General features: G+C 38.0%; 20 protein-coding genes and 5 tRNA genes. 24 read left to right on the forward strand and 1 reads right to left on the reverse strand.

The window, feature by feature from the left end:
- Nucleotides 1-68 precede the first annotated feature (68 nt).
- Nucleotides 69-434 (forward strand): PAS domain-containing protein, encoded by a 366-nt coding sequence (locus PHC29_06545; GenBank protein ID MDD5109147.1) that lies wholly within the window; start codon nt 69-71, stop codon nt 432-434.
- Nucleotides 435-568: 134 nt separating this feature from the next.
- On the opposite strand, the gene PHC29_06550 is transcribed toward PHC29_06545, so the two are convergent.
- Nucleotides 569-1,891, reverse strand: a complete 1,323-nt coding sequence (locus tag PHC29_06550) for a flippase (protein ID MDD5109148.1) — start codon at nt 1,889-1,891, stop codon at nt 569-571.
- A 93-nt stretch (nt 1,892-1,984) separates the two neighbouring features.
- Between PHC29_06550 and tilS the strand changes: the two genes are divergently transcribed.
- The 23 genes from tilS (at nt 1,985) to PHC29_06665 (ending at nt 19,695) form a co-directional block, all read left to right on the forward strand.
- Entirely contained in the window at nt 1,985-2,944 is a 960-nt protein-coding gene (gene tilS, locus PHC29_06555) for a tRNA lysidine(34) synthetase TilS (GenBank protein MDD5109149.1), read from the forward strand.
- A 79-nt stretch (nt 2,945-3,023) separates the two neighbouring features.
- Complete coding sequence (gene ftsH, locus PHC29_06560) at nt 3,024-4,880, forward strand: ATP-dependent zinc metalloprotease FtsH (protein ID MDD5109150.1); 1,857 nt, start codon at nt 3,024-3,026, stop codon at nt 4,878-4,880.
- A gap of 8 nt (nt 4,881-4,888) precedes the next feature.
- On the forward strand, nt 4,889-6,091 hold the full coding sequence (gene folP, locus PHC29_06565; protein ID MDD5109151.1) for a dihydropteroate synthase: 1,203 nt from the start codon (nt 4,889-4,891) through the stop codon (nt 6,089-6,091).
- On the forward strand, nt 6,085-6,843 hold the full coding sequence (gene cdaA / locus PHC29_06570) for a diadenylate cyclase CdaA (GenBank protein MDD5109152.1): 759 nt from the start codon (nt 6,085-6,087) through the stop codon (nt 6,841-6,843). The genes folP and cdaA overlap by 7 nt, the downstream gene beginning before the upstream one ends.
- Nucleotides 6,844-6,975: 132 nt before the next feature.
- A complete protein-coding gene (locus tag PHC29_06575; GenBank protein MDD5109153.1) occupies nt 6,976-7,689 on the forward strand; it encodes a pyridoxine 5'-phosphate synthase in 714 nt (237 codons plus the stop codon).
- Nucleotides 7,689-8,045 carry a holo-ACP synthase gene (acpS, locus tag PHC29_06580; protein ID MDD5109154.1) on the forward strand — a complete coding sequence of 119 codons (357 nt, stop codon included), beginning with the start codon at nt 7,689-7,691 and terminating at the stop codon, nt 8,043-8,045. Before PHC29_06575 ends, acpS begins: the two co-directional genes overlap by 1 nt.
- Complete coding sequence (locus tag PHC29_06585; protein ID MDD5109155.1) at nt 8,029-8,862, forward strand: NAD(P)H-hydrate dehydratase; 834 nt, start codon at nt 8,029-8,031, stop codon at nt 8,860-8,862. The genes acpS and PHC29_06585 overlap by 17 nt, the downstream gene beginning before the upstream one ends.
- Nucleotide 8,863: 1 nt before the next feature.
- Nucleotides 8,864-8,936 (forward strand) — tRNA-Thr (locus PHC29_06590).
- Between the two features lie 174 nt (nt 8,937-9,110).
- Nucleotides 9,111-9,193 (forward strand) — tRNA-Tyr (locus tag PHC29_06595).
- A gap of 99 nt (nt 9,194-9,292) precedes the next feature.
- Nucleotides 9,293-9,363: transfer RNA gene (locus PHC29_06600), tRNA-Gly, on the forward strand.
- An 18-nt stretch (nt 9,364-9,381) separates the two neighbouring features.
- Nucleotides 9,382-10,815 carry a PAS domain S-box protein gene (locus PHC29_06605; GenBank protein ID MDD5109156.1) on the forward strand — a complete coding sequence of 478 codons (1,434 nt, stop codon included), beginning with the start codon at nt 9,382-9,384 and terminating at the stop codon, nt 10,813-10,815.
- Nucleotides 10,816-10,828: 13 nt separating this feature from the next.
- Nucleotides 10,829-11,221 (forward strand): response regulator, encoded by a 393-nt coding sequence (locus PHC29_06610; protein ID MDD5109157.1) that lies wholly within the window; start codon nt 10,829-10,831, stop codon nt 11,219-11,221.
- Nucleotides 11,214-11,960 carry a thymidylate synthase gene (locus tag PHC29_06615; GenBank protein ID MDD5109158.1) on the forward strand — a complete coding sequence of 249 codons (747 nt, stop codon included), beginning with the start codon at nt 11,214-11,216 and terminating at the stop codon, nt 11,958-11,960. Before PHC29_06610 ends, PHC29_06615 begins: the two co-directional genes overlap by 8 nt.
- A gap of 3 nt (nt 11,961-11,963) precedes the next feature.
- Complete coding sequence (locus PHC29_06620) at nt 11,964-12,959, forward strand: NAD(P)-dependent glycerol-3-phosphate dehydrogenase (protein ID MDD5109159.1); 996 nt, start codon at nt 11,964-11,966, stop codon at nt 12,957-12,959.
- Nucleotides 12,960-12,966: 7 nt separating this feature from the next.
- Nucleotides 12,967-13,041, forward strand: a tRNA-Pro gene (locus tag PHC29_06625).
- A 39-nt stretch (nt 13,042-13,080) separates the two neighbouring features.
- Nucleotides 13,081-13,154 (forward strand) — tRNA-OTHER (locus PHC29_06630).
- Nucleotides 13,155-13,253: 99 nt separating this feature from the next.
- Nucleotides 13,254-13,613, forward strand: a complete 360-nt coding sequence (locus tag PHC29_06635; protein ID MDD5109160.1) for a PilZ domain-containing protein — start codon at nt 13,254-13,256, stop codon at nt 13,611-13,613.
- Between the two features lie 4 nt (nt 13,614-13,617).
- Nucleotides 13,618-14,913, forward strand: coding sequence for a homoserine dehydrogenase (locus PHC29_06640; protein MDD5109161.1), 1,296 nt, complete (start codon nt 13,618-13,620; stop codon nt 14,911-14,913).
- Nucleotides 14,914-15,996 carry a threonine synthase gene (gene thrC / locus PHC29_06645; GenBank protein ID MDD5109162.1) on the forward strand — a complete coding sequence of 361 codons (1,083 nt, stop codon included), beginning with the start codon at nt 14,914-14,916 and terminating at the stop codon, nt 15,994-15,996.
- The gene (locus tag PHC29_06650; GenBank protein MDD5109163.1) at nt 15,986-16,645 is read left to right on the forward strand and encodes a phosphopantothenoylcysteine decarboxylase; all 660 of its coding nucleotides are present in this window, start codon (nt 15,986-15,988) and stop codon (nt 16,643-16,645) included. The genes thrC and PHC29_06650 overlap by 11 nt, the downstream gene beginning before the upstream one ends.
- Nucleotides 16,646-16,662: 17 nt before the next feature.
- Nucleotides 16,663-17,199, forward strand: coding sequence for a LemA family protein (locus PHC29_06655; GenBank protein ID MDD5109164.1), 537 nt, complete (start codon nt 16,663-16,665; stop codon nt 17,197-17,199).
- A gap of 21 nt (nt 17,200-17,220) precedes the next feature.
- The gene (locus tag PHC29_06660; protein MDD5109165.1) at nt 17,221-18,432 is read left to right on the forward strand and encodes a cofactor-independent phosphoglycerate mutase; all 1,212 of its coding nucleotides are present in this window, start codon (nt 17,221-17,223) and stop codon (nt 18,430-18,432) included.
- 42 nt (nt 18,433-18,474) lie between these two features.
- Nucleotides 18,475-19,695, forward strand: a complete 1,221-nt coding sequence (locus PHC29_06665; GenBank protein MDD5109166.1) for an aspartate kinase — start codon at nt 18,475-18,477, stop codon at nt 19,693-19,695.
- The last annotated feature ends 6 nt before the right edge of the window (nt 19,696-19,701 follow it).

The following is a 19,701-nucleotide window of genomic DNA, read 5'->3' on the forward strand; positions in this document are numbered from 1 at the left end:
AGAGCACGCGGCTCATACCCGCTTGGTCGGTGGTTTAAATCCACTCTCCGCCACCAATTTTGTTTAAAATGGGTAATCCAGACAGATATAAGCAGATAGTTGATAATGCAAACAGCATCATCTTACTGATGGATATCAAAGGCAATATTACTTTTCTTAATCCATTCGGGCAAAGATTTTTTGGTTTTCATCAAGAAGATATATTGGGTAAGAGTGTAATTGGTAGCATTGTTTCTGAAAAGGATGTATCTGGAAATAATTTAGTCGAAATGATCGATGATATTGTAAAAAATCCTGAGCGCTATTCCACCAATAAGAATGAAAATACCCGCAGCAATGGTGAACGCGTAAGAGTCCTATGGACAAATAAAGCCATCATTAATAACGATGGTAATATTGAAGAAATCTTGTGTATTGGTAATAAAATTATTTGATACCGCTTTTAAATTATCTGTAACAGTTCAGCATTCGGAAGTGTTCCGATGGATGTGTCATTGAAACAAAGGGGACGGTTATCTTGAAAAAGAGAACCGTCCCCTTTGTTTTTGATAATCAGATAAACAAATAGTTATTTTCCTGAGATTCTTTTGGCTAGTTTATCAACGATTAGGGATGTAACGATAAAAACGCCTGCTTCAGTTAATACCGTAGCCAGCGCTGCCCCTATGTAAGAAAATTGATTTACTAGGAGAAACAGGAGCGGCAATGCTAAGATTGCAGCCCGAACATGAATCCTGGCATATAAATCCTGCTTTCCGCAAACAAGTAGAAACTGTACTTTAAAGTTATTAGCACCAACAAAGAATACCCCAGCAAGCAGTAATCTTAAAGCTAGCACTACTTCTGGATAAACTAATCCGCAGGTAATCTTAATGATTAAAGGAGAAAGAATATAGACAATTGGTAGACTAACCACAAACCCTAAAGTTATACCATCTTGAATTCTATACATTATAGTTATTGCCCGCTGCTTATTTTTGGCAAAAACATTGCTGATTCTGGGAAATACCGCGCGGGTAAATGAATCCATGGGGAATGTCTGAATGATGTTGGCAATCCTTTCAGCAATAGAATAATAACCGGTAATCACGTTATTAGTCAAGAGGCCTACCACAAAAATCCTACTGGTGGTATAAGCATTGACGGAAAGAATAGAAATAAAAATATCCCATCCTGTTTTTAACTCTTGCCTAATAGTATCATATTTATGGATGATAAATCTAATCTGAAATTTCCTAAAAGCAATATAGAGGCCAAGTATACCGCTAACTATAGAAGATACGGAAGTTAATAGTGGCACAAGTTGATAATCCGCGGGTTTTTTTACAAAGATAAAAATAGATACGGCATAGGCTATAGCGCTGATTACATTTACCACAGTAATATAAATCATTTTTTCTTTACCTTGGAAAAACCATAAGGGAAACAAGGTACTACCAATTACTGTGCCGAAACTTAAAATATAAATCAACCAATCATTTCTAAATTTGGGCACAAAATATAAAATAACACAAAGAACCACCAAGCTTATTGTCGTAAATAGAAACTTTACCGTCATTACCGAAGAAAATACCTCGTTTATCTTTTGTTTATGCTCTCCAATAAGAGAGATCGTTTTAGTCGCAGAAAGGCTAAAACCATAATCGGTCAAAATCATGAAATACTGGACGAAACTTTGAGCAAAAGCAATCAGGCCGATTTTTTCCATCCCAATCATCCTGATAAGATAAGGAATAACGACTAAGGGAAGGATATAGCTGATGCCTTGAAGAGTAGTAAGAGAAAGAAAGTTGTTTAAAACAATCTTTCTTTCTTTATGTGTGACGATTCTTCTGCGGGCCATTAAGAATAATTTACACTTAGGATAAAATAAAGTCAACTTTTTCTTCATTTTCCTGTAGAGACGCAAGATTATGCGTCCCTACATTAACAATAACTTCACTTTCTTTATTGTAGAGTTTAATTTCTATGTTAAGATAGTTTAATGAAAAAATTTAGCGAAACAGTTAAAAAATACACCCTAATTAAAAAAGGTGAAAAAATACTGGTTGGTGTGTCTGGAGGCCCGGATTCATTAACTCTACTTTTGCAATTGGTTAACTTAAAACCTAAAATGGAGTTGGTTCTTCAAGTGGCGCATATAGACCACGGTTTACGAAAAAATTCCGGTACTGATGCGCTTTTCGTAGAAAACTTATGCAAAAGATTAAATATCCCGGTAAACATTAAGAAGTTAGGCCAGAAACTTGTTCAAAAAAAGGGGTCTCTAGAAGAGATATGCAGGGAGGCCAGACTGGATTTCCTTATTAAAACCGCCAAAAAAATCAAGGCGGACAAGATAGCTTTAGGCCACAACCTTGATGATCAGGCAGAAACGGTGCTTATGCGCATGTTACGAGGCACGGGTTTATCCGGATTATCCGGGATATCGGTTAAACGCAAGATCAAGGGTATAATTTTTATCCGGCCGCTTTTGGAAACTTCCCGTAGCCAGATTAATAAATATTTAAAAAGAGAGGGAATAAAAGCGCGCCTTGACCAAACCAATAAAGAGGATTTATTTTTTCGTAATAAAATCCGGCACAAACTTATCCCTTTCCTTAAGAATAAATTTAATCCAAATATTGTGGAAGTTCTCTCTAATTTAGCTCAGAGTTCCTCTTGCGACTACGAATATCTTGACCAGGCTGCTAAACGCAGTTTACGAGGGAATAATTCAAGTCTTAATCTAAAAAAAATTATACAGCTACATCCTGCGATTTTACGCCTTAAAATAAGGCAGGCAATAACCTGCCTCCAAGGAGATACGCGTAGAATAAGCTTTACACACATTAAGGAAATTGAAGATTTGCTCTTTAACCGCCCGACAGGCTCTATTGTCGACCTGCCTAAAGGAATCTCAGTTCAAAAAACATATAATTGCTTGCGCCTCTACAAACGCTAAATCCATAAAATACTTGATATTACGTCTTTAAACGGCTATAATAAATAATCTTAAAAACAATTATAAACGGAGAAATAAAATGCCTTCCCAAAATAAAAATAAATCCAATAAAAATAATAAAATTAAACGTTTTCCTTTTGGCTGGTTACTACTTTTTTTAATGCTTATTTTCTTAATGAATGCCTTCAACAATATCCCCATAACCGGGGTTCCCAAGGAAATTTCTTATAGCCAGTTTTATCAAATATTAAAAAATAATCCTGAACGTATAAAACAGGTTGCTAAAACTGAAACTATCCTGCAGGGAGAGTACACAGACAGTTCAAAGTTTTTCGTAAATATCCCGGAAAATGACCCTGAAATGCTTAACCTGATGCGTGTAAATTTAAAGAATTTTGAAATAAAACCTGCGCGAACCTTTTGGATTACATTACTTTTTAATCTTGGCCCCATCCTGCTACTTATTTTTTTCTGGTGGATGATGGCTGCCCGAGGAGAACAACTGGGTAGTAGAATTATGACCTTTGGCAAAGTAAAATCTAAAATTCAAAGTAAAAATGAAAAAGCTACCTTTGATGATGTAGCCGGTGTCGATGAAGCAAAAGAAGAGTTAAAAGAAGTAATCGAATTCCTTAAAGACCCTAAAAAATTCCAAAAACTGGGTGGTAAGATTCCAAAAGGCGTACTTTTAGTCGGGCCTCCTGGATGCGGAAAAACCTTAATTGCGCGGGCAGTTGCCGGAGAAGCAAATGTACCTTTTTTTAGTATATCCGGATCTGATTTCGTAGAGATGTTTGTCGGAGTAGGTGCTAGCCGAGTAAGAGATTTATTCGACCAGGGGCGTAAAGCCGGAGTCGTTTCAGGAAAAGGAGCAATAATCTTTATCGATGAAATTGATGCTGTAGGGCGTCTGCGTTTTTCCGGAATTGGGGGAGGTAATGATGAACGCGAACAAACACTCAATCAATTGTTGGTTGAAATGGATGGTTTTGACAGCCAGCAAGGACTGATTCTGATAGCAGCAACTAATCGTCCTGATACCTTAGACCCTGCGCTTATGCGGCCGGGAAGATTTGACCGCACAATTATCGTAAACCTTCCGGATATTAAAGGCCGTGAAGAAATACTCAAAGTGCATACCCGTAAAATAAAACTTGCTCCATCAGTTAACCTAAAATCCGTAGCCAGCCAGACTCCGGGATTTTCCGGAGCTGATTTAGCTAATCTCTGTAATGAAGCAGCGCTTATGGCTGCGCGTAATAACAAGGAGGCAGTGGAAGAGGTTGATTTGGATAAATCAGTAGAAAGAGTGCTGATGGGCCCGGAAAAGAAAAGCCATATCATGTCTAAGAAAGAGAAGGAAATCACCTCTTTACATGAATCTGGACACGCCCTACTTTCTTTATTATTACCCGAAGTCAATCCTTTGAAAAAAGTTTCGATTATCCCACGGGGCCTTGCCGGCGGATATACTTTTACTCCGCCATTAGAAGACAGGCATTATTGGACCAAAACTGAGTTAATCGCAGAAATTACAATGATGCTTGGAGGCCGGGCTTCAGAAGAGTTAAATTTAAGCGGCGTAACTACAGGGGCACAGAATGATTTGGAGGTAGCTACAAATATGGCCAGGCGCATGGTTACCCAATTCGGCATGTCTGAGAGACTGGGAAATTTAACTTTAGGAAAAAGAGAAGGGCTTGTATTTTTAGGCCGCGATATTATGGAAGAAAGAAATTATAGCGATCAAACTGCCCACATTATCGATGAAGAAGTCAAAAAGATAATCGATAATGCCTACGACAAAGCAGTTGATATTTTAAAAAATAACCTGGAAAAACTTAGGCTCCTTTCAAACTCATTGCTGGAAAAAGAAGTTTTAAGCGGAGAGGAAGTAAAAAAAATATTGGGGATTGAAAAAAGCGACCTGGTTTAAAAAAGAAAATGCGTATTTTTACTTTTAGTTCCAAAGATGAAATTGAAAAAATAATGGGTGATATTGGTGTCGATCCATACGGGATCAAAATCATGTTGCCTAAAGCGCAAACTTTTTTAATCCGCTTAAATACCGTAAACAGTATTTGCGCCAACATTCTCAAGCAAGAAATGCTTTCCTTAGGTGCCGAAGCGGCAATTACCAGAGGCGCATTAACCGGAAAAATAAAAAAGACAGGTGTTCTTATGTTTGGATCTTTTGCCCAATTTAAATTACTTTCGCAAAAGATAAAATCCCAACCGTTTGGCCTACATAAGCTCAGTGAAGAACTTAATGAAAATATAAAAAATTATTTTAAAGATAGGTTTATTTTACCTTTAAAAACATCTACTTTGAACTTAAGCAAAAAGACCCATATTATGGGCATCATTAACATAACTCCAGATTCATTCAGCGGTGATGGTTTGTATAACCTAAATACAAAAAATTACCCTACTTTAGCTCTTATAAAAGCACAAAAAATGGTATCAGAAGGAGCCGATATTATTGATTTAGGAGGTCAATCTAGCCGGTCGGGGGTAAAAAATATCAGCATCAAAGAAGAGCTTATACGGCTTAAACCCGTAGTAAAACTACTGGCTAAAAAAATCAACAAACCAATCTCTATCGATACCACCAGGCCCCAAGTAGCCCAAGCTTGTTTAGATTTAGGTGCGCAAATAATTAATGATGTCTGCGGACTAAGGGATAAGCGTATGATTAAAGTAGTTGCCCGATATAGGGCTGCTGTAGTTATTATGCATATGCAAGGAGTACCCCTAAATATGCAGAAATTAACCACATATCATTCTCTAATTGACGACATAGCCCTCTATTTAAAAAATGCCATCGATGCAGCCCAAAACGCAGGAATAAAACCTGAAAAAATTATTATTGATCCAGGGATTGGATTCGGAAAAAAATGCGAACATAATCTTGAAATCATAAAAAGGTTGGGAGAATTTAAGACGTTAGGCAAGCCTATCCTTATTGGCACATCCCAAAAATCATTTATTGGTAAAATTTTAGATGCTAAAATAAAAGATAGATCCAGTGGTACCCTGGCCACTTGCGTAATGGCTGCGCAAAATGGAGCAAATATAATACGGGTACATAATGTAAAAGAAACAAAACATTCTTTAAAAATGGTGGATGCAATAAAAAAATGCTGATAAATATTTTATTATTATACTGGAAACCGGTAACTGAAGTTATTATCCTATGGCTGTTTATTTACCACATATTGCTTTTTTTCGTGGGTACACGCGCCATACAAGCCTTACGCGGCATAATTATACTTTTGCTTGCCTTCTTTATTTTTCAGAAATTTGAATTTATTGTCCTAGATAGGTTATTTAGAGAGCTTTTTGGGATATCCGTCATAGCGATATTAATCATTTTCCAACCAGAGATAAGACGAGGGTTGGCTACTCTGGGTAAAGGGCGAATTTTTAAGTACAACTTAAAAGAAGAGGATTTAAATTTTATCGTTAAGCAAGTTTCCTTATCTTGTGAAAATCTTGCGCAAAACAAGCTTGGGGCTTTAATTGCCATAGAAAAAAATGATAGCCTGACAAGCTATATCCAGAGTGGTGAAATTATAGATAGCCGCATCTGTGCAGATTTAATAGAAGCAATATTTACCCCCAACAATCCTCTTCATGATGGAGGCTTAATTATCCAACGTGCTCGGATTGCCTCCGCAGGCTGCATTTTCCCGTTGACTACAAATCAAGAAATAAGCCGGATTTTTGGGACACGCCACCGCGCAGCATTAGGCTTAAGCGAAGAGACTGATGCATTACTAATCGTAGTCTCCGAAGAAAGGCGCGATATATCTGTAATTTATCGCAAGAAATTTTATCGAGATCTAGGCGGTGCAGAACTTGAATTAAAAATTAAGGAGATACTTTCAGAAAAATAAAAATGAATAAAACAGGTGTCTTTTTCCGTATCATTTGTTTTTTTACCACCCACCCTTGGCTAAAGCTTATTTCTCTACTGCTGGCAATCATTGTTTGGTTTTATGTTAAAGGGGATAAAACATAATCCGATCATGCCTAAACTAGGGGTAAATATTGACCATATAGCGACTTTACGTCAGGCCCGGGGAGGAATTATTCCTGATCCTGTATATGCGGCTTATTTATGTGAAAAAGCAGGAGCTGACAGCATAGTGGCGCACTTAAGGGAAGACCGCAGGCATATTCAAAATAAAGATATTGAACTATTACGGGAAAATATCAAAACTAAGCTCAATCTTGAGATGTCTATTGCTCGGGATATTGTTAAAATTGCCTGTAAGATTAAACCCTATCAAGCAACGCTTGTCCCTGAAAAAAGAAAAGAACTGACTACTGAGGGTGGTTTAGATGTAATCGCTAACTCAAAAAATATCTTTTTGACTTTAAAGAAATTGGAAAGTTCTGGTATCCGAGTAAGCTTATTTATTGATCCGGATAAAAAACAAATAGATGCTTCTAAAAAAATCGGAGCCGGAATCATCGAGCTGCATACCGGCCGGTATGCAGACGCAAAAAATAATAAAGAAAAAGAAAGATTTCTTAATCAATTAAAAATCGCTGTTAACTACGCAAAATCAAAAGAACTAGTAATTAATGCCGGCCATGGCTTGGATTATTCAAATTCTAAAGATGTTGCCAGAATAAAAGGAATAGAAGAGCTCAATATCGGATACTCCATTATCTGCAAGGCCCTCTACATTGGCCTATTCAAAGCAGTTAAAGAGATGAAGGAGCTGACAGAATAATGATTATCGGCACAGGAGTAGATATCACCGAAGTACGCAGAATCAAACAGGCAGTCCAAAAATGGGGAGACGATTTTTTACTGCGTGTTTTTACGGAAAGCGAAATAAAAAATGCTAAAACTAAAACTTCTTTTTATCAACACTTAGCCGGAAGATTCGCTGCCAAAGAGGCAATCTTTAAAGCAGCTGGCGATAAAAAACTCTCCTGGCAGGATATTCAAATTCATAATGACCAAGAAGGAAAGCCTATCTGTTTATTTCTTAATGGCTCCGGAAAAAATATCAATGTCCAGATTTCAATTTCACATGTTAAAACCTATGCGGTTGCCAACGCAATTGTTGCGAAGAAAAGTTAAAACTCATAAGGGAGATTACGGGCATATTTTAATTTTGGCCGGCTCAATCAGATTTTCCGGGGCCGCTTTACTTTGCGCTGAATCTGCCCTGCGCGCGGGAGCGGGTCTGGTAACTTTGGGCACGCCTAAAGGCCTTTGCCCGGCCTTAATTAGCAAAAAACCAAAAGAAGTAATGATTCTACCATTACCGGAGACTAAGGAAGGCACATTGAGCCTGGCAGCTTTTGCTAAAATTGATCATTTCCTTAAAAATGCCGATGTATTGATAATTGGCCCGGGATTGGGAAAAAATAAATCAACTTATGCGCTAATAAAGAAAATTATTAAAAAAACACGCTTTTCCATGGTTATTGATGCCGATGCGCTTAATGCCTTGAATAACCACTTGGGAATACTTAAAGCGCATAAAGGAGAGATTATTTTAACTCCGCATCAAATGGAGATGTCCAAGCTTTTCTCAATCAATGTTAATTTGATTAAAAAAAATAGGAAATTGATTGCTAATAAGTGCGCAAAACATTATAATAGTATAATTATCCTTAAAGGGCATAGCAGTGTTGTAACTGATGGCAATAAGCACCTTTATATAAATAAAACAGGAAATCCCGGCATGGCAACCGCAGGAAGCGGAGATGTGCTTAGCGGTATTGTTGGGGCTTTTTTAGCCCAGGGATTGAATACTTTTAGGGCAGCAAAATATGCGGCATATATTCACGGTTTAGCCGGTGATATAGCGGCAAAAGATAAAACGCAAATGGGATTGATCGCTTCGGATATTATTAACCGGATTCCGGATGCGATTAAAAAATCTAGCTAGTGCCGGCGTAGCTCAGTTGGCAGAGCGGCTGTTTTGTAAACAGCGGGTCGGGGGTTCAATTCCTCTCGCCGGCTTAATATTGAAAATACACGACCCGAAAGGGGTGTGGGGAAAAATTTTCCCCACGTCTTCGGGGTAACAGCGACGAACGAATGTGAGGAGCGCCATAGGGGCAGAGCCCCTTTGGTAGCGGGTCGGGGGTTCAATTCCTCTCGCCGGCTTATTATTGAAATAAGGAAAGAATAAACGGGCAGGTACCCAAGTGGCCAAAGGGGGCAGACTGTAAATCTGCTGCACCTGTGCTTCAGAGGTTCGAATCCTCTCCTGCCCATTTGATATTTTACTTTTTTGCAACATACAACGCTTCGGAGTGACAGAGAGGCGAAGCCCCTATGGGGAGCGAGCCCTCTAATATGTTACAGCGAGCGACGCGGGAGTAGTTCAGTGGTAGAACAATAGCCTTCCAAGCTATATATGGGGGTTCGATTCCCCTCTCCCGCTTAAATACTAAAAATCAATATGGGCACCGAGATAAAAGATATCCTCCCTAAATTAATCGAAAATGCCGCAGTAATGGTGCTTTATTTTGATTATAAAGGAAATATTCTTTTCTGTAATAAAAAAACTCAGGAGGTTCTTGGGCTTAAAGAAATTAATATTGTTGGAAAAAACTGGCTTGAAATATTGTTCAAAAATAAGCATGAAACTATAAAAGTAAATATGTTTAAAGCTGTAATGGATGACTGCGTAACCTATAAAAGAACAAAAGATTTTACCTGCCATATCAACCAACGGCTTATTTCATGGAGTATCAGCCCAATACTAAACCAAGCTAATCAAGTTGAAGCGCTATCACTATTTGGTCAAGACATTACAGAAACAAAAGAAAGGGAATCATCGCTAAAAAATATCGATGATTCTTTAAAAAATATTTTTTCCGGCATAAAAGAATATGCCTTATATGTAATTAATCTGAATGGTTTTATCACTTATTTCGGAATGGGCTCTGAAACAATGCTTGGCTGGAATAAAAAAGATATTATTTTTAAACATGCCAGTATACTACACAATACTGCCAGTGAAACTATTAGTTTGGAATCTATTCTTAAACAAGTAAGATCGTTTGGTAAATTTGAAACAGAGACGGAGTTACTCACTAAAAATAAAGAAACCATCCCGGTTATATTAACCGTAAACCAATTCTTGGATACTAAAGGAAAACTTTCAGGTTATGTATTTATTGCTAAAGATATAACTGAGAGAAGAAAATTAGAATACCAAATCTTTCAATCAGAAAAAATAGCGGCTCTAGGGCAGCTTTCTGCCGGTATGGCACATGAGATCAATAATCCACTTTTTGTCATTTCAGGTAGATTAGAAATGTTAAAAGATGAGCAGCTTTCTCCAAAAGTTAAGGATAATCTTGCTTTAATCGCAAACCAAACTGACCGCATCCGCAAGCTTGTTGATAGAATCTTAAAGTTTTCTCGTAAATCAACTCCCATGCAGGAACCAATTGACATAAACGAAGTTATTGAAGGGGTATTGCCCTTGATTCATTACAACAAGCTGCCCAGCGCTAAAATTGAAATAGAAAAATATTTTCAAAAGGATATGCCCAAAATAAAAGGAGATCAGCATCAGCTACAAGAGGTATTCCTTAATATCCTTACTAACGCTTATCAATCTATGCCTAACGGAGGAGTAATTAAAATTATTACGAGCAACCTTGATAATCTTTATGCCCAAATTCAAATAACCGACACAGGAGTCGGTATTCCCGCTCACCAGCTTAAAAATATCTTTATGCCATTTTTTTCGACAAAGAATGAAGGTATAGGATTGGGTTTATCAATTTGCCATAATATTATTAAAAACCATAATGGTTCTATAGAATTAACCAGCCAAGTTAACCATGGATCAACTTTTACCATAAAATTGCCTTTTATTTAAAAAGGAGGGTGCCATGCTCTATAAAATTCTGGTTGTAGATGACGAAATTCCGGTAAGAGATTTATTTAGCGATCTATTCAGAAAAGAAGATTGTCAAACTGTTAGTTGTGGTAGCGGCGAAGAGGCTTTAAAGATTCTAAAAAATGGTACTTTTGATGTAGTATTGTTAGATATTAAGTTACCAGGAATAAGCGGGATAGAAGTGCTGAGAAACATAAGAGAAGTTCATAAAAAATTGCCTGTGGTTATGATCACTGGCTTTGGATTCGATGAAGATTTAATTGCTAAAACCAAAGAATTCGGCTGTTCCGGATATATTGGGAAAAATATGCCTGTAGCGCAAATAATTACCACTTTTAAACACCTTGTAAAAAAAGCAAAAGAAAAAGGATGTGCCTGTGACTGAAGAATTCTTAAAACCGGTTTTTATAGATGCCTTTGACCTAGACGACGCTTGGTTTCAATGCTTATCAACAATATTAGACAAAGGCCACGTCTATACGATAACCCGCGGAAGCTATGAAGGACAAAAACGCTTGGAATTCGATTTTATTTCAATAAGAGTACGTAAGCCGTCTCATCAGATAATACCAATAATCCCCGAAGGCATGAGCATTCCTGCGCCAACAGATATGGATTATATCCAAGGGTACCTAAGCTATTTGCTTACCGGGGCAAAGACCGAAACTGAAGATTATACTTACGGAGAAAGGCTTGTTGACCCAAAAGTTAAAATTATAGACAGCCGAGAGGGCAGAGAATTAATCCGTGAATTGCCTTTAAACGTCAATCAGATAGAAGAAGTAATCAAAATGTACAAAGAGAAAGGATTTGGCACAAATCAAGCAGTTATGGAAATTGGTATGCCTTCGGATATTAAATTAATTGACCCTCCCTGCTTAAGATTAATCGATACGCGAGTGCGTTACAACAAATTGCATTTCATACTTTATTTTCGTTCCTGGGATCTCTGGGGAGGATTTCCTTCTAACTTGGGAGGCTTGCAACTGGTAAAACAATATATGGCTGAGGAAATTGGAGTAGAAGACGGAGAAATCATTGCCGTAAGCAAGGGGCTACACCTCTATGATTATGTCTGGGATTTAGCAAAACTAAGGACTAATAAAATTAAGGATTTAAACTAGGCAATGAATAAAATGCGTATTGGTATATTAGGAGATGGAGGATGGGGCAGTACTTTAGCAATTCTACTTGCTAATAAAGGATATCTTGTTACTCTCTGGGGAGCCTTTGAGAATTACACTTTACAAATGGCCAAAACCAGATTTAATCCAAAATTTTTACCCGGGATAAAAATACCGGAAGAGATTAAAATAACCAGTAATATAAAATCAGCTATTACTGATAAAGAAATTGTTGTGCTTGCGATTCCTTCACAATACACCAGGTCGGTATTAAAAAGAATTAGGGGTGGCTTCTCCAAAAATACTATTTTTTTAAGTGTTACCAAAGGTATTGAAATTAAATCCTCTGAGAGAATTTCAGAGGTCATCCATGCAGAACTTGGCCCGGTAAAATTGGCTGTATTGAGCGGGCCTACTATTGCCCAGGAGGTAGCAAAAGGAATTCCTACTACCGCAGTAGCTGCTTCTATCAATAAAGAAATACGCAAAACCATTCAAGCTGTTTTTAATACAGAGAAATTTCGTGTTTATACAAATTCCGATGTTATCGGTGTAGAGCTTGGAGGTAGCTTAAAAAATGTAATTGCCATTGCCTGTGGTGTTTCTGATGGTTTGGGATTTGGCACCAATACTAAAGCAGCAATTCTTACTCGTGGACTTGCTGAGATTTCCAGATTAGGCAAGGCAATGGGGGCAAAATTAGAAACTTTTAGCGGGATAAGCGGCTTAGGAGACTTAGTTACAACTTGTATAAGTAAACAAAGCCGTAACCGCATGGTTGGTGAACTGATTGGAAAAGGCAAAAGCTTGAAAGAAATTCGCCAGCATATGCAGATGGTTGCCGAAGGAGTACCAACAGCTAAATCCGCTTATGCTTTAAGTAAAAAATATAAAACAGAGATGCCGATAACAACAGAAGTATACCGTTTACTTTACAAGAATAAATCTCCTCGGCAAGCGGTAAAAGATTTAATGACAAGAAAGAGCAAAGAAGAATAAATAAGAACGGGGGATAGCGCAGTTTGGCTAGCGCGCTTGAATGGGGTTCAAGAGGTCGAGAGTTCAAATCTCTCTCCCCCGACTTAAAAAATAGAGCGTCCGCCACTAAGGCGTTGGCGGACGGGCGCCAAAGTATTAGTGGCGCCCGCTTGAATGGGGTTCAAGAGGTCACAGGTTCAAGTCCTGTCGCCCCGATAATTGAATTAAAAGGGTGTAGGTTTCCGCCGGAGGCGGATCCGCCAAGATTTGTGGCGGACAAATCCTGTCGCCCCGACATAAATAAGTGGAGGGAATATGGTAAAAAAATATGATGGAACAGAAAGAAGAAAATATCCGCGCGCAGACGGCAGGTTTATTGTGTCTTACAGGGTTATTCCGAATAACTCTAATACTGACATATCCCAGACTAAAAACTTGAGCCTTGGCGGAATGCTTCTGACCACCAACTGTCAGTTTTCTATAGGGACAAATTTGGCACTTGAGATCCGTCTGCCTTTTGATCCTAATCCGATTATGATTATCGCTAAAGTTCTTGAATCAAGAGAAATTACTAAAAATATAATTTACGATACACGTCTTGCTTTTATGGCGGTAGATGAAAAACACCGTTCCATAATTGGAGAAACTGTTAATTATTATCTAAAAAAAGGTTAAAAACATGAGAAAAATCAATATTGGTATAATCGGTTTCGGTAATATTGGCTCTGGTGTGGTAAAAATCCTGCAGCAGAGAAAAAACCTGTTAGCTCAAAAAATAGGAATTGAAATAATAATCAAAAAAATATGTGACAAAGATATCTCAACAAAAAGGGATGTTGTGGTCGATAAAAAACTATTTACCCATAATGCCTTTGAGGTAATTGACGACCCGCAAATCGATATTATCGTTGAATTAATGGGAGGAATTAATCCAGCTAGAGAATTTATTTTAGCTGCTTTAAAAAAAGGTAAACATGTAGTTACCGCAAATAAGGCTTTACTTGCTGAGCATGGTTTTGAACTATTCAGCGAGGCCGCAGAACGAGGCAAAAATATCTACTTTGAAGCTTCTGTAGGAGCAGGTATACCCATCATAAAATCAATAAAAGAGGGGCTTGTGGTTAATAAATTCAATTGTATTTTTGGCATTGTAAATGGCACATCTAACTATGTACTCACTCAGATGTCTAAAGAAGGCTGTTCTTTTACCAATGCAATTAACCAGGCTAAAACAAAAGGTTTTGCCGAAAAAGACCCTACGCTGGATATTGAAGGAATTGATTCAGCGCATAAACTGGTTTTACTTACTTATCTGGCTTATGGCCGGATCGTAAAAATAAAAGACATCTTTATCGAGGGTATTTCTCAAATATCTTCCGCTGATATTGCCTACGCTAAAGATTTAGGATATGAAATAAAATTGCTGGCCATCGCTAAAAAAGAAGCCGATGAATTAGAAGTTAGAGTACATCCAACATTTTTACCCGCTAAACATTTACTCTCATCCGTTAATGGAGTTTTCAATGCCATTTATGTTTCAAGCGATTTGGCAGGAGATCTTATGTTCTATGGCCCCGGTGCAGGACAATTCCCGGCAGCCTCAGCGGTAGTTTCCGATATCGTGGATCTTACCCAAGATATTAAAGCAGGCTTATTTAGGCCAACTTTGAATTCAATCCAGGATATTTCAATTAAAAACTTGCGTAAAATAGATGAATTTGAAAATAAATACTATATCCGCATTACTGCAATAGATAAGCCGGGAGTTTTGGCTAAGATATCGGGCATCCTGGCAAAATTTGGTATCAGTATTGCTTCAGTGACCCAAAAAGAAAAATTAAGGACTCAAGTTGTGCCGGTGGTTATGGTAACTCATGAAGTAAAAGAAAAAAATCTGCGTAGTGCACTTAAAATGATTGATCGATTGGCAGATATCAAAGAAAAATCCGTTGCAATAAGGATTGAAGGTGTATAAATGAGCAGGCAAAATTATAGAGGGATAATCCAAAAGTACAAAAAGTTTTTACCGGTAAGCAACAAAACCCCGGTAATAACCTTAAACGAAGGCAGTACTCCATTAATTTATGCTAAATATCTAAGTAAGCTAGTAGGAGATCATGTAGAAGTCTACTTAAAATATGAAGGTTCCAACCCTACAGGATCATTTAAAGACCGCGGAATGACTTTGGCTATCTCAAAGGCCTGTGAAGAAAATGCTACTGCGGTTATGTGCGCTTCTACTGGGAATACATCCGCCTCTGCAGCTGCCTATGCCGCTTGTGCCGGGATAAAATGCATTGTTCTCATCCCAAGCGGCGCAATCGCATTGGGCAAACTCAGCCAAGCGTTAATTCATGGGGCAAAAGTTTTAGCAATTAAAGGAAATTTTGATGCGGCATTAGATCTGGCCAGGGAAATTACTAAACAATACCCAATAGTATTAGTAAATTCCTTAAATCCATACCGCATCCAAGGGCAAAAAACTGCCAGTTTTGAAATATGCGACTATCTTGGTGATGCTCCAGATTTCCAAATCATACCAGTAGGCAATGCAGGCAATATTACCGCTTATTGGAAAGGATATAAAGAATACAAAGATCAAGGCTTAAGTAAAAAACTGCCAGTTATGCTAGGTTTTCAAGCAGCAGGAGCTGCGCCCATTGTCAAAAGAAAACCGATTAAGAATCCGCAGACTTTGGCTACAGCAATCCGTATTGGAAACCCTGCAAGCTGGAAAAATGCAGAGCAAGCCCGTGATGAATCCGGCGGATTAATTGACATGGTTTCAGATAAACAAATAGTTGCGGCCTATAAAATATTGGCTGAGAAAGAAGGAGTATTTGCTGAACCGGCTTCTGCCGCTTCAATTGCCGGGCTTTTCAAATTAATAAAAAATGGTTATTTTAAACACAGCTTAGCTAAGCATCAAAAAATTCGTATTGCCTGTATTCTAACAGGACATGGCCTAAAAGACCCTGAAAGGGCAATTAAAACAGTTAGACCTCCTAAGCTTATGCGTGCAGATTTAAAAGCTATAATTAAAGAAATTGGTTACTAATAAAAAAATTCTTATCACAGCCGGACCAACATGGGTTGCTATAGACAAAACCAGAGTAATCAGTAATATTGCCTCCGGCCAAACTGGATTTATTTTGGCTGAGAAATTAAAAAAGCTTGGCGTTAAAGTTACATTGCTATTGGGCCCAGGAAATTTTTACGGTTGTCAAACCGGCATAAGAGTAATAAGATTCAAATATTTTTCTGAATTGGCACAGCTCATGGATAGAGAGCTAAGGAATGGAAAATTTACGGCGGTTATTCATACTGCGGCGGTTTCAGATTATCGGACTAAAAAAATAATCCAATGCAAAGTCAGCTCGCTTCGTAAAAGTTGGAAGCTAAATTTAGTTCCAACAGAAAAACTGATCAACAACTTAAAAATTTATCAACCACAATTATTTACGGTAGGCTTTAAATTTGAACCAAATACAAATAAAAATAAATTAATAGAAAAGGGCAGAATCTTGCAGGAGCAGGCAAATTTAAACCTGGTAGTGGCAAATTCTGACAAAAATAGTGGTTACCAAGCTTACATTTTAGACAAACAGGATAATTATGGCCCTTTCTTAACTAAAACAAAGATGGCAATTTATTTATCCAACTTGATAAAGAATAAATTACTAGTTAAGAATCAACGCCAACCTTAGAAGAAAGGGAGCCAATAATGAAAAAAATACCTATTAATTTCGCAACTGTAACAATAACTATAGTTGTATTATTTATCACTATCTATTTAGCAATTGTTTTAATGCATAGTGCAGTTGCTGCTAACTGGACAAAATTAGAGAACCAGCTACAGAGGAGAAATGAGATTATCCTTAACTTGACAAATAACGTAAAAGGTTACGCGCTACAAGAAAAGGCTACTTTTGAAGATATTAACCATGCGCGCTTGCAATGGGAAAAAGCTACTTCTGCGGAAGAAAAAATCAGATCACTACCTGATATTGACCGTGGATTAGCAAAGTTACTTTTAGCATCTAAAAATTATCCTGACCTAAAAACGGATCAAACTTTTCTTAGCCTTACGAATAAGCTATCAAATGTAGAAAATAATATCGCAATTGAAAGGCCACGCTATAATCGAATCGCAAAAATTTATAATATTATAGCAAAAAACTTTCCAGGAAATCTCATTAGAGGAACACTCGGTTACAAAACAGCCGGTGAATATTTTAAAGCGAAAGAGAAACATAAATAATTTTTTAAAATAGGACAACCTATGACAAAATACATCGTGCTAGTTGCTGATGGCATGGCAGATTACCCCATAGAGGAACTAGGTATGCGCACGCCTTTAGAAGCCGCACGCACACCAAATATGGATTTTATCGCCAAACACGGCATACTGGGGCTTGCTAAAACTATCCCAGAAAAAATGACTCCGGCTTCCGATGTTGCCAATCTTTCTATTCTAGGATATGACCCGCAAAAATATTATTCCGGAAGAGGCCCGCTGGAAGCAGCAAATTTGGGTATTGAGTTAGAAGATGATGACGTTGCTTTCCGCTGTAACTTGATTACAGCATCCGGTGACACCTTACTTGATTACAGCGCCGGACACATTAAATCGACAGAAGCTGAAAAACTAATTAAGATTCTCGATCAAAAATTAGGTACTAACAAAATACGCTTTTTTAACGGGATAAGCTATCGGCATTTACTTTTAGTTAAACGCGGTTCCGATTTAAAACTACAAGATTTAAAATGCCTGCCTCCACATGATATCGCAGGACAAAGCATAAACAGAAACTTCCCTAAAGGAGATAATGCACAGCTAATTATTAAACTTATGCAGGATTCCCGGCAGATACTGGAAGAGCACGAGATCAATCACGTACGACTGGATTTAAAAGAGAACCCGGCAAATATGATCTGGTTATGGGGCCAAGGTAAGAAACCGGCTATACCTAAATTCATTGATAAATTCGGCCTGTCGGGAAGCGTAATTTCAGCTGTAGATTTAATCAAAGGATTAGGGCGTATATTAGGGCTCGAAGTCATCGATGTCCCGGGTGCCACTGGTTATTATGATACCAACTACCAAGGGAAAGCTGATGCTGCAGTTGCCTCTTTAGAGAAAAATAACTTTGTTTTTGTCCATGTAGAAGCTCCGGATGAAGCAGGACATAATGGAGACTTAAGGGAAAAACTTACGGCAATAGAGAGATTTGATCAAATAATAGTAGGATCGCTCCTGGAGTATTGTAAAAATAAAAATGATTTCCGGATCATGGTTTTGCCGGACCATGCCACTCCGGTTTCTCTTAAGACACATACCCCAGATGCAATCCCATTTGAAATCTACGGTAAGGATATTCCCGCAGGAAATTTTCTTAATTACAGTGAAAAGGAAGCGCAGAAATCCCAGCTTTATTTTGAACATGGATTTCAACTTATGGAACATCTTATTTCCAGCACCCCGCGCTTATAAGGTATTGCGCGGGTGTGCCCTGGTGGGCAAGGAGAGTAAACAATGCATAAAGGTTTAGTTGTGCAAAAATACGGCGGTTCATCTGTAGCTAATGTCGAGCGTATTCAAAAAGTCGCTCAAAGAGTAGTTGACTACAGTAAAAAAGGATACCAGCTAGTAGTTGTGGTTTCAGCCTTAGGTGACACTACCGATGAATTAATTGAACTGGCAGATAAAATTAACCCTAAGCCCTCAGAGAGAGAAATGGACATGCTATTGTCAACCGGAGAACAAATTTCTGTTGCTCTCTTAGCCATGGCTATCCACAAACTAAAATCTCAAGCAATCTCATTCACCGGTTCTCAGGTCGGTATTATTACCGATACCAGTCATACACGAGCCAGAATCCAAAAAATAAACGGCGATAAAATTAAAGAAGAACTAAAAAAAGGAAACATTGTTATCGTAGCGGGCTTTCAGGGAGTGACTCTAAACCAGGATATTACTACTTTAGGCCGCGGCGGATCAGACTTAACTGCAGTTGCCCTTGCCAAAGAACTCGGAGCAGATTCCTGTGAAATCTATACGGATGTAGAGGGTATCTATACCACAGACCCACGAATTGAGCCTCATGCAAAAAAAATCAAAGAGATTACTTATGATGAAATGCTTGAGATGGCCTCATTAGGCGCCCAGGTAATGCAAGCCCGTTCTATTGAAGTAGCAAAAAAATTCGATGTACCATTGCATGTGCGTTCATCATTTAGCAATAACAGCGGAACGATGATTATTAAGGAGGTAAAAAATATGGAAGATGTAGTAGTTAGCGGCATAACTTTAAATAAAAATGATGCAAAAATCACTCTTTGCGAGGTTCCTGATAAACCGGGGGTAGCGGTCAAATTATTCAAAGATCTGGCAACTGCCGGAGTCAGCGTTGACATGATCGTGCAAAACGTAAGCCATACACGTCAAACAGATATATCTTTTACTATTGCAAAAATCGATTCTAGTAAAGCCGGCCGCATTACTAAAGCCGTAGCAAAAAAAATTGGCGCAGGAGAAGTTTTGCTTGACGAAGACATTGCCCGCGTTTCTATCGTAGGTGTAGGAATGAAATCGCACCATGGCGTTGCAGCCAAAATGTTTGGTGTTTTAGCAGATAATAAAATTAATATCGAAATGATCTCTACCTCCGATATCAGTATATCCTGTATCATCAAGAAGAAAAATGCAGAGATTGCGGTAAAAAAATTACATGAAGAATTTGGCCTAAACAAATAAGGGGTA

Source organism: Candidatus Omnitrophota bacterium, from assembly GCA_028712255.1.
Classification (GTDB): domain Bacteria; phylum Omnitrophota; class Gorgyraeia; order Gygaellales; family Profunditerraquicolaceae; genus UBA6249.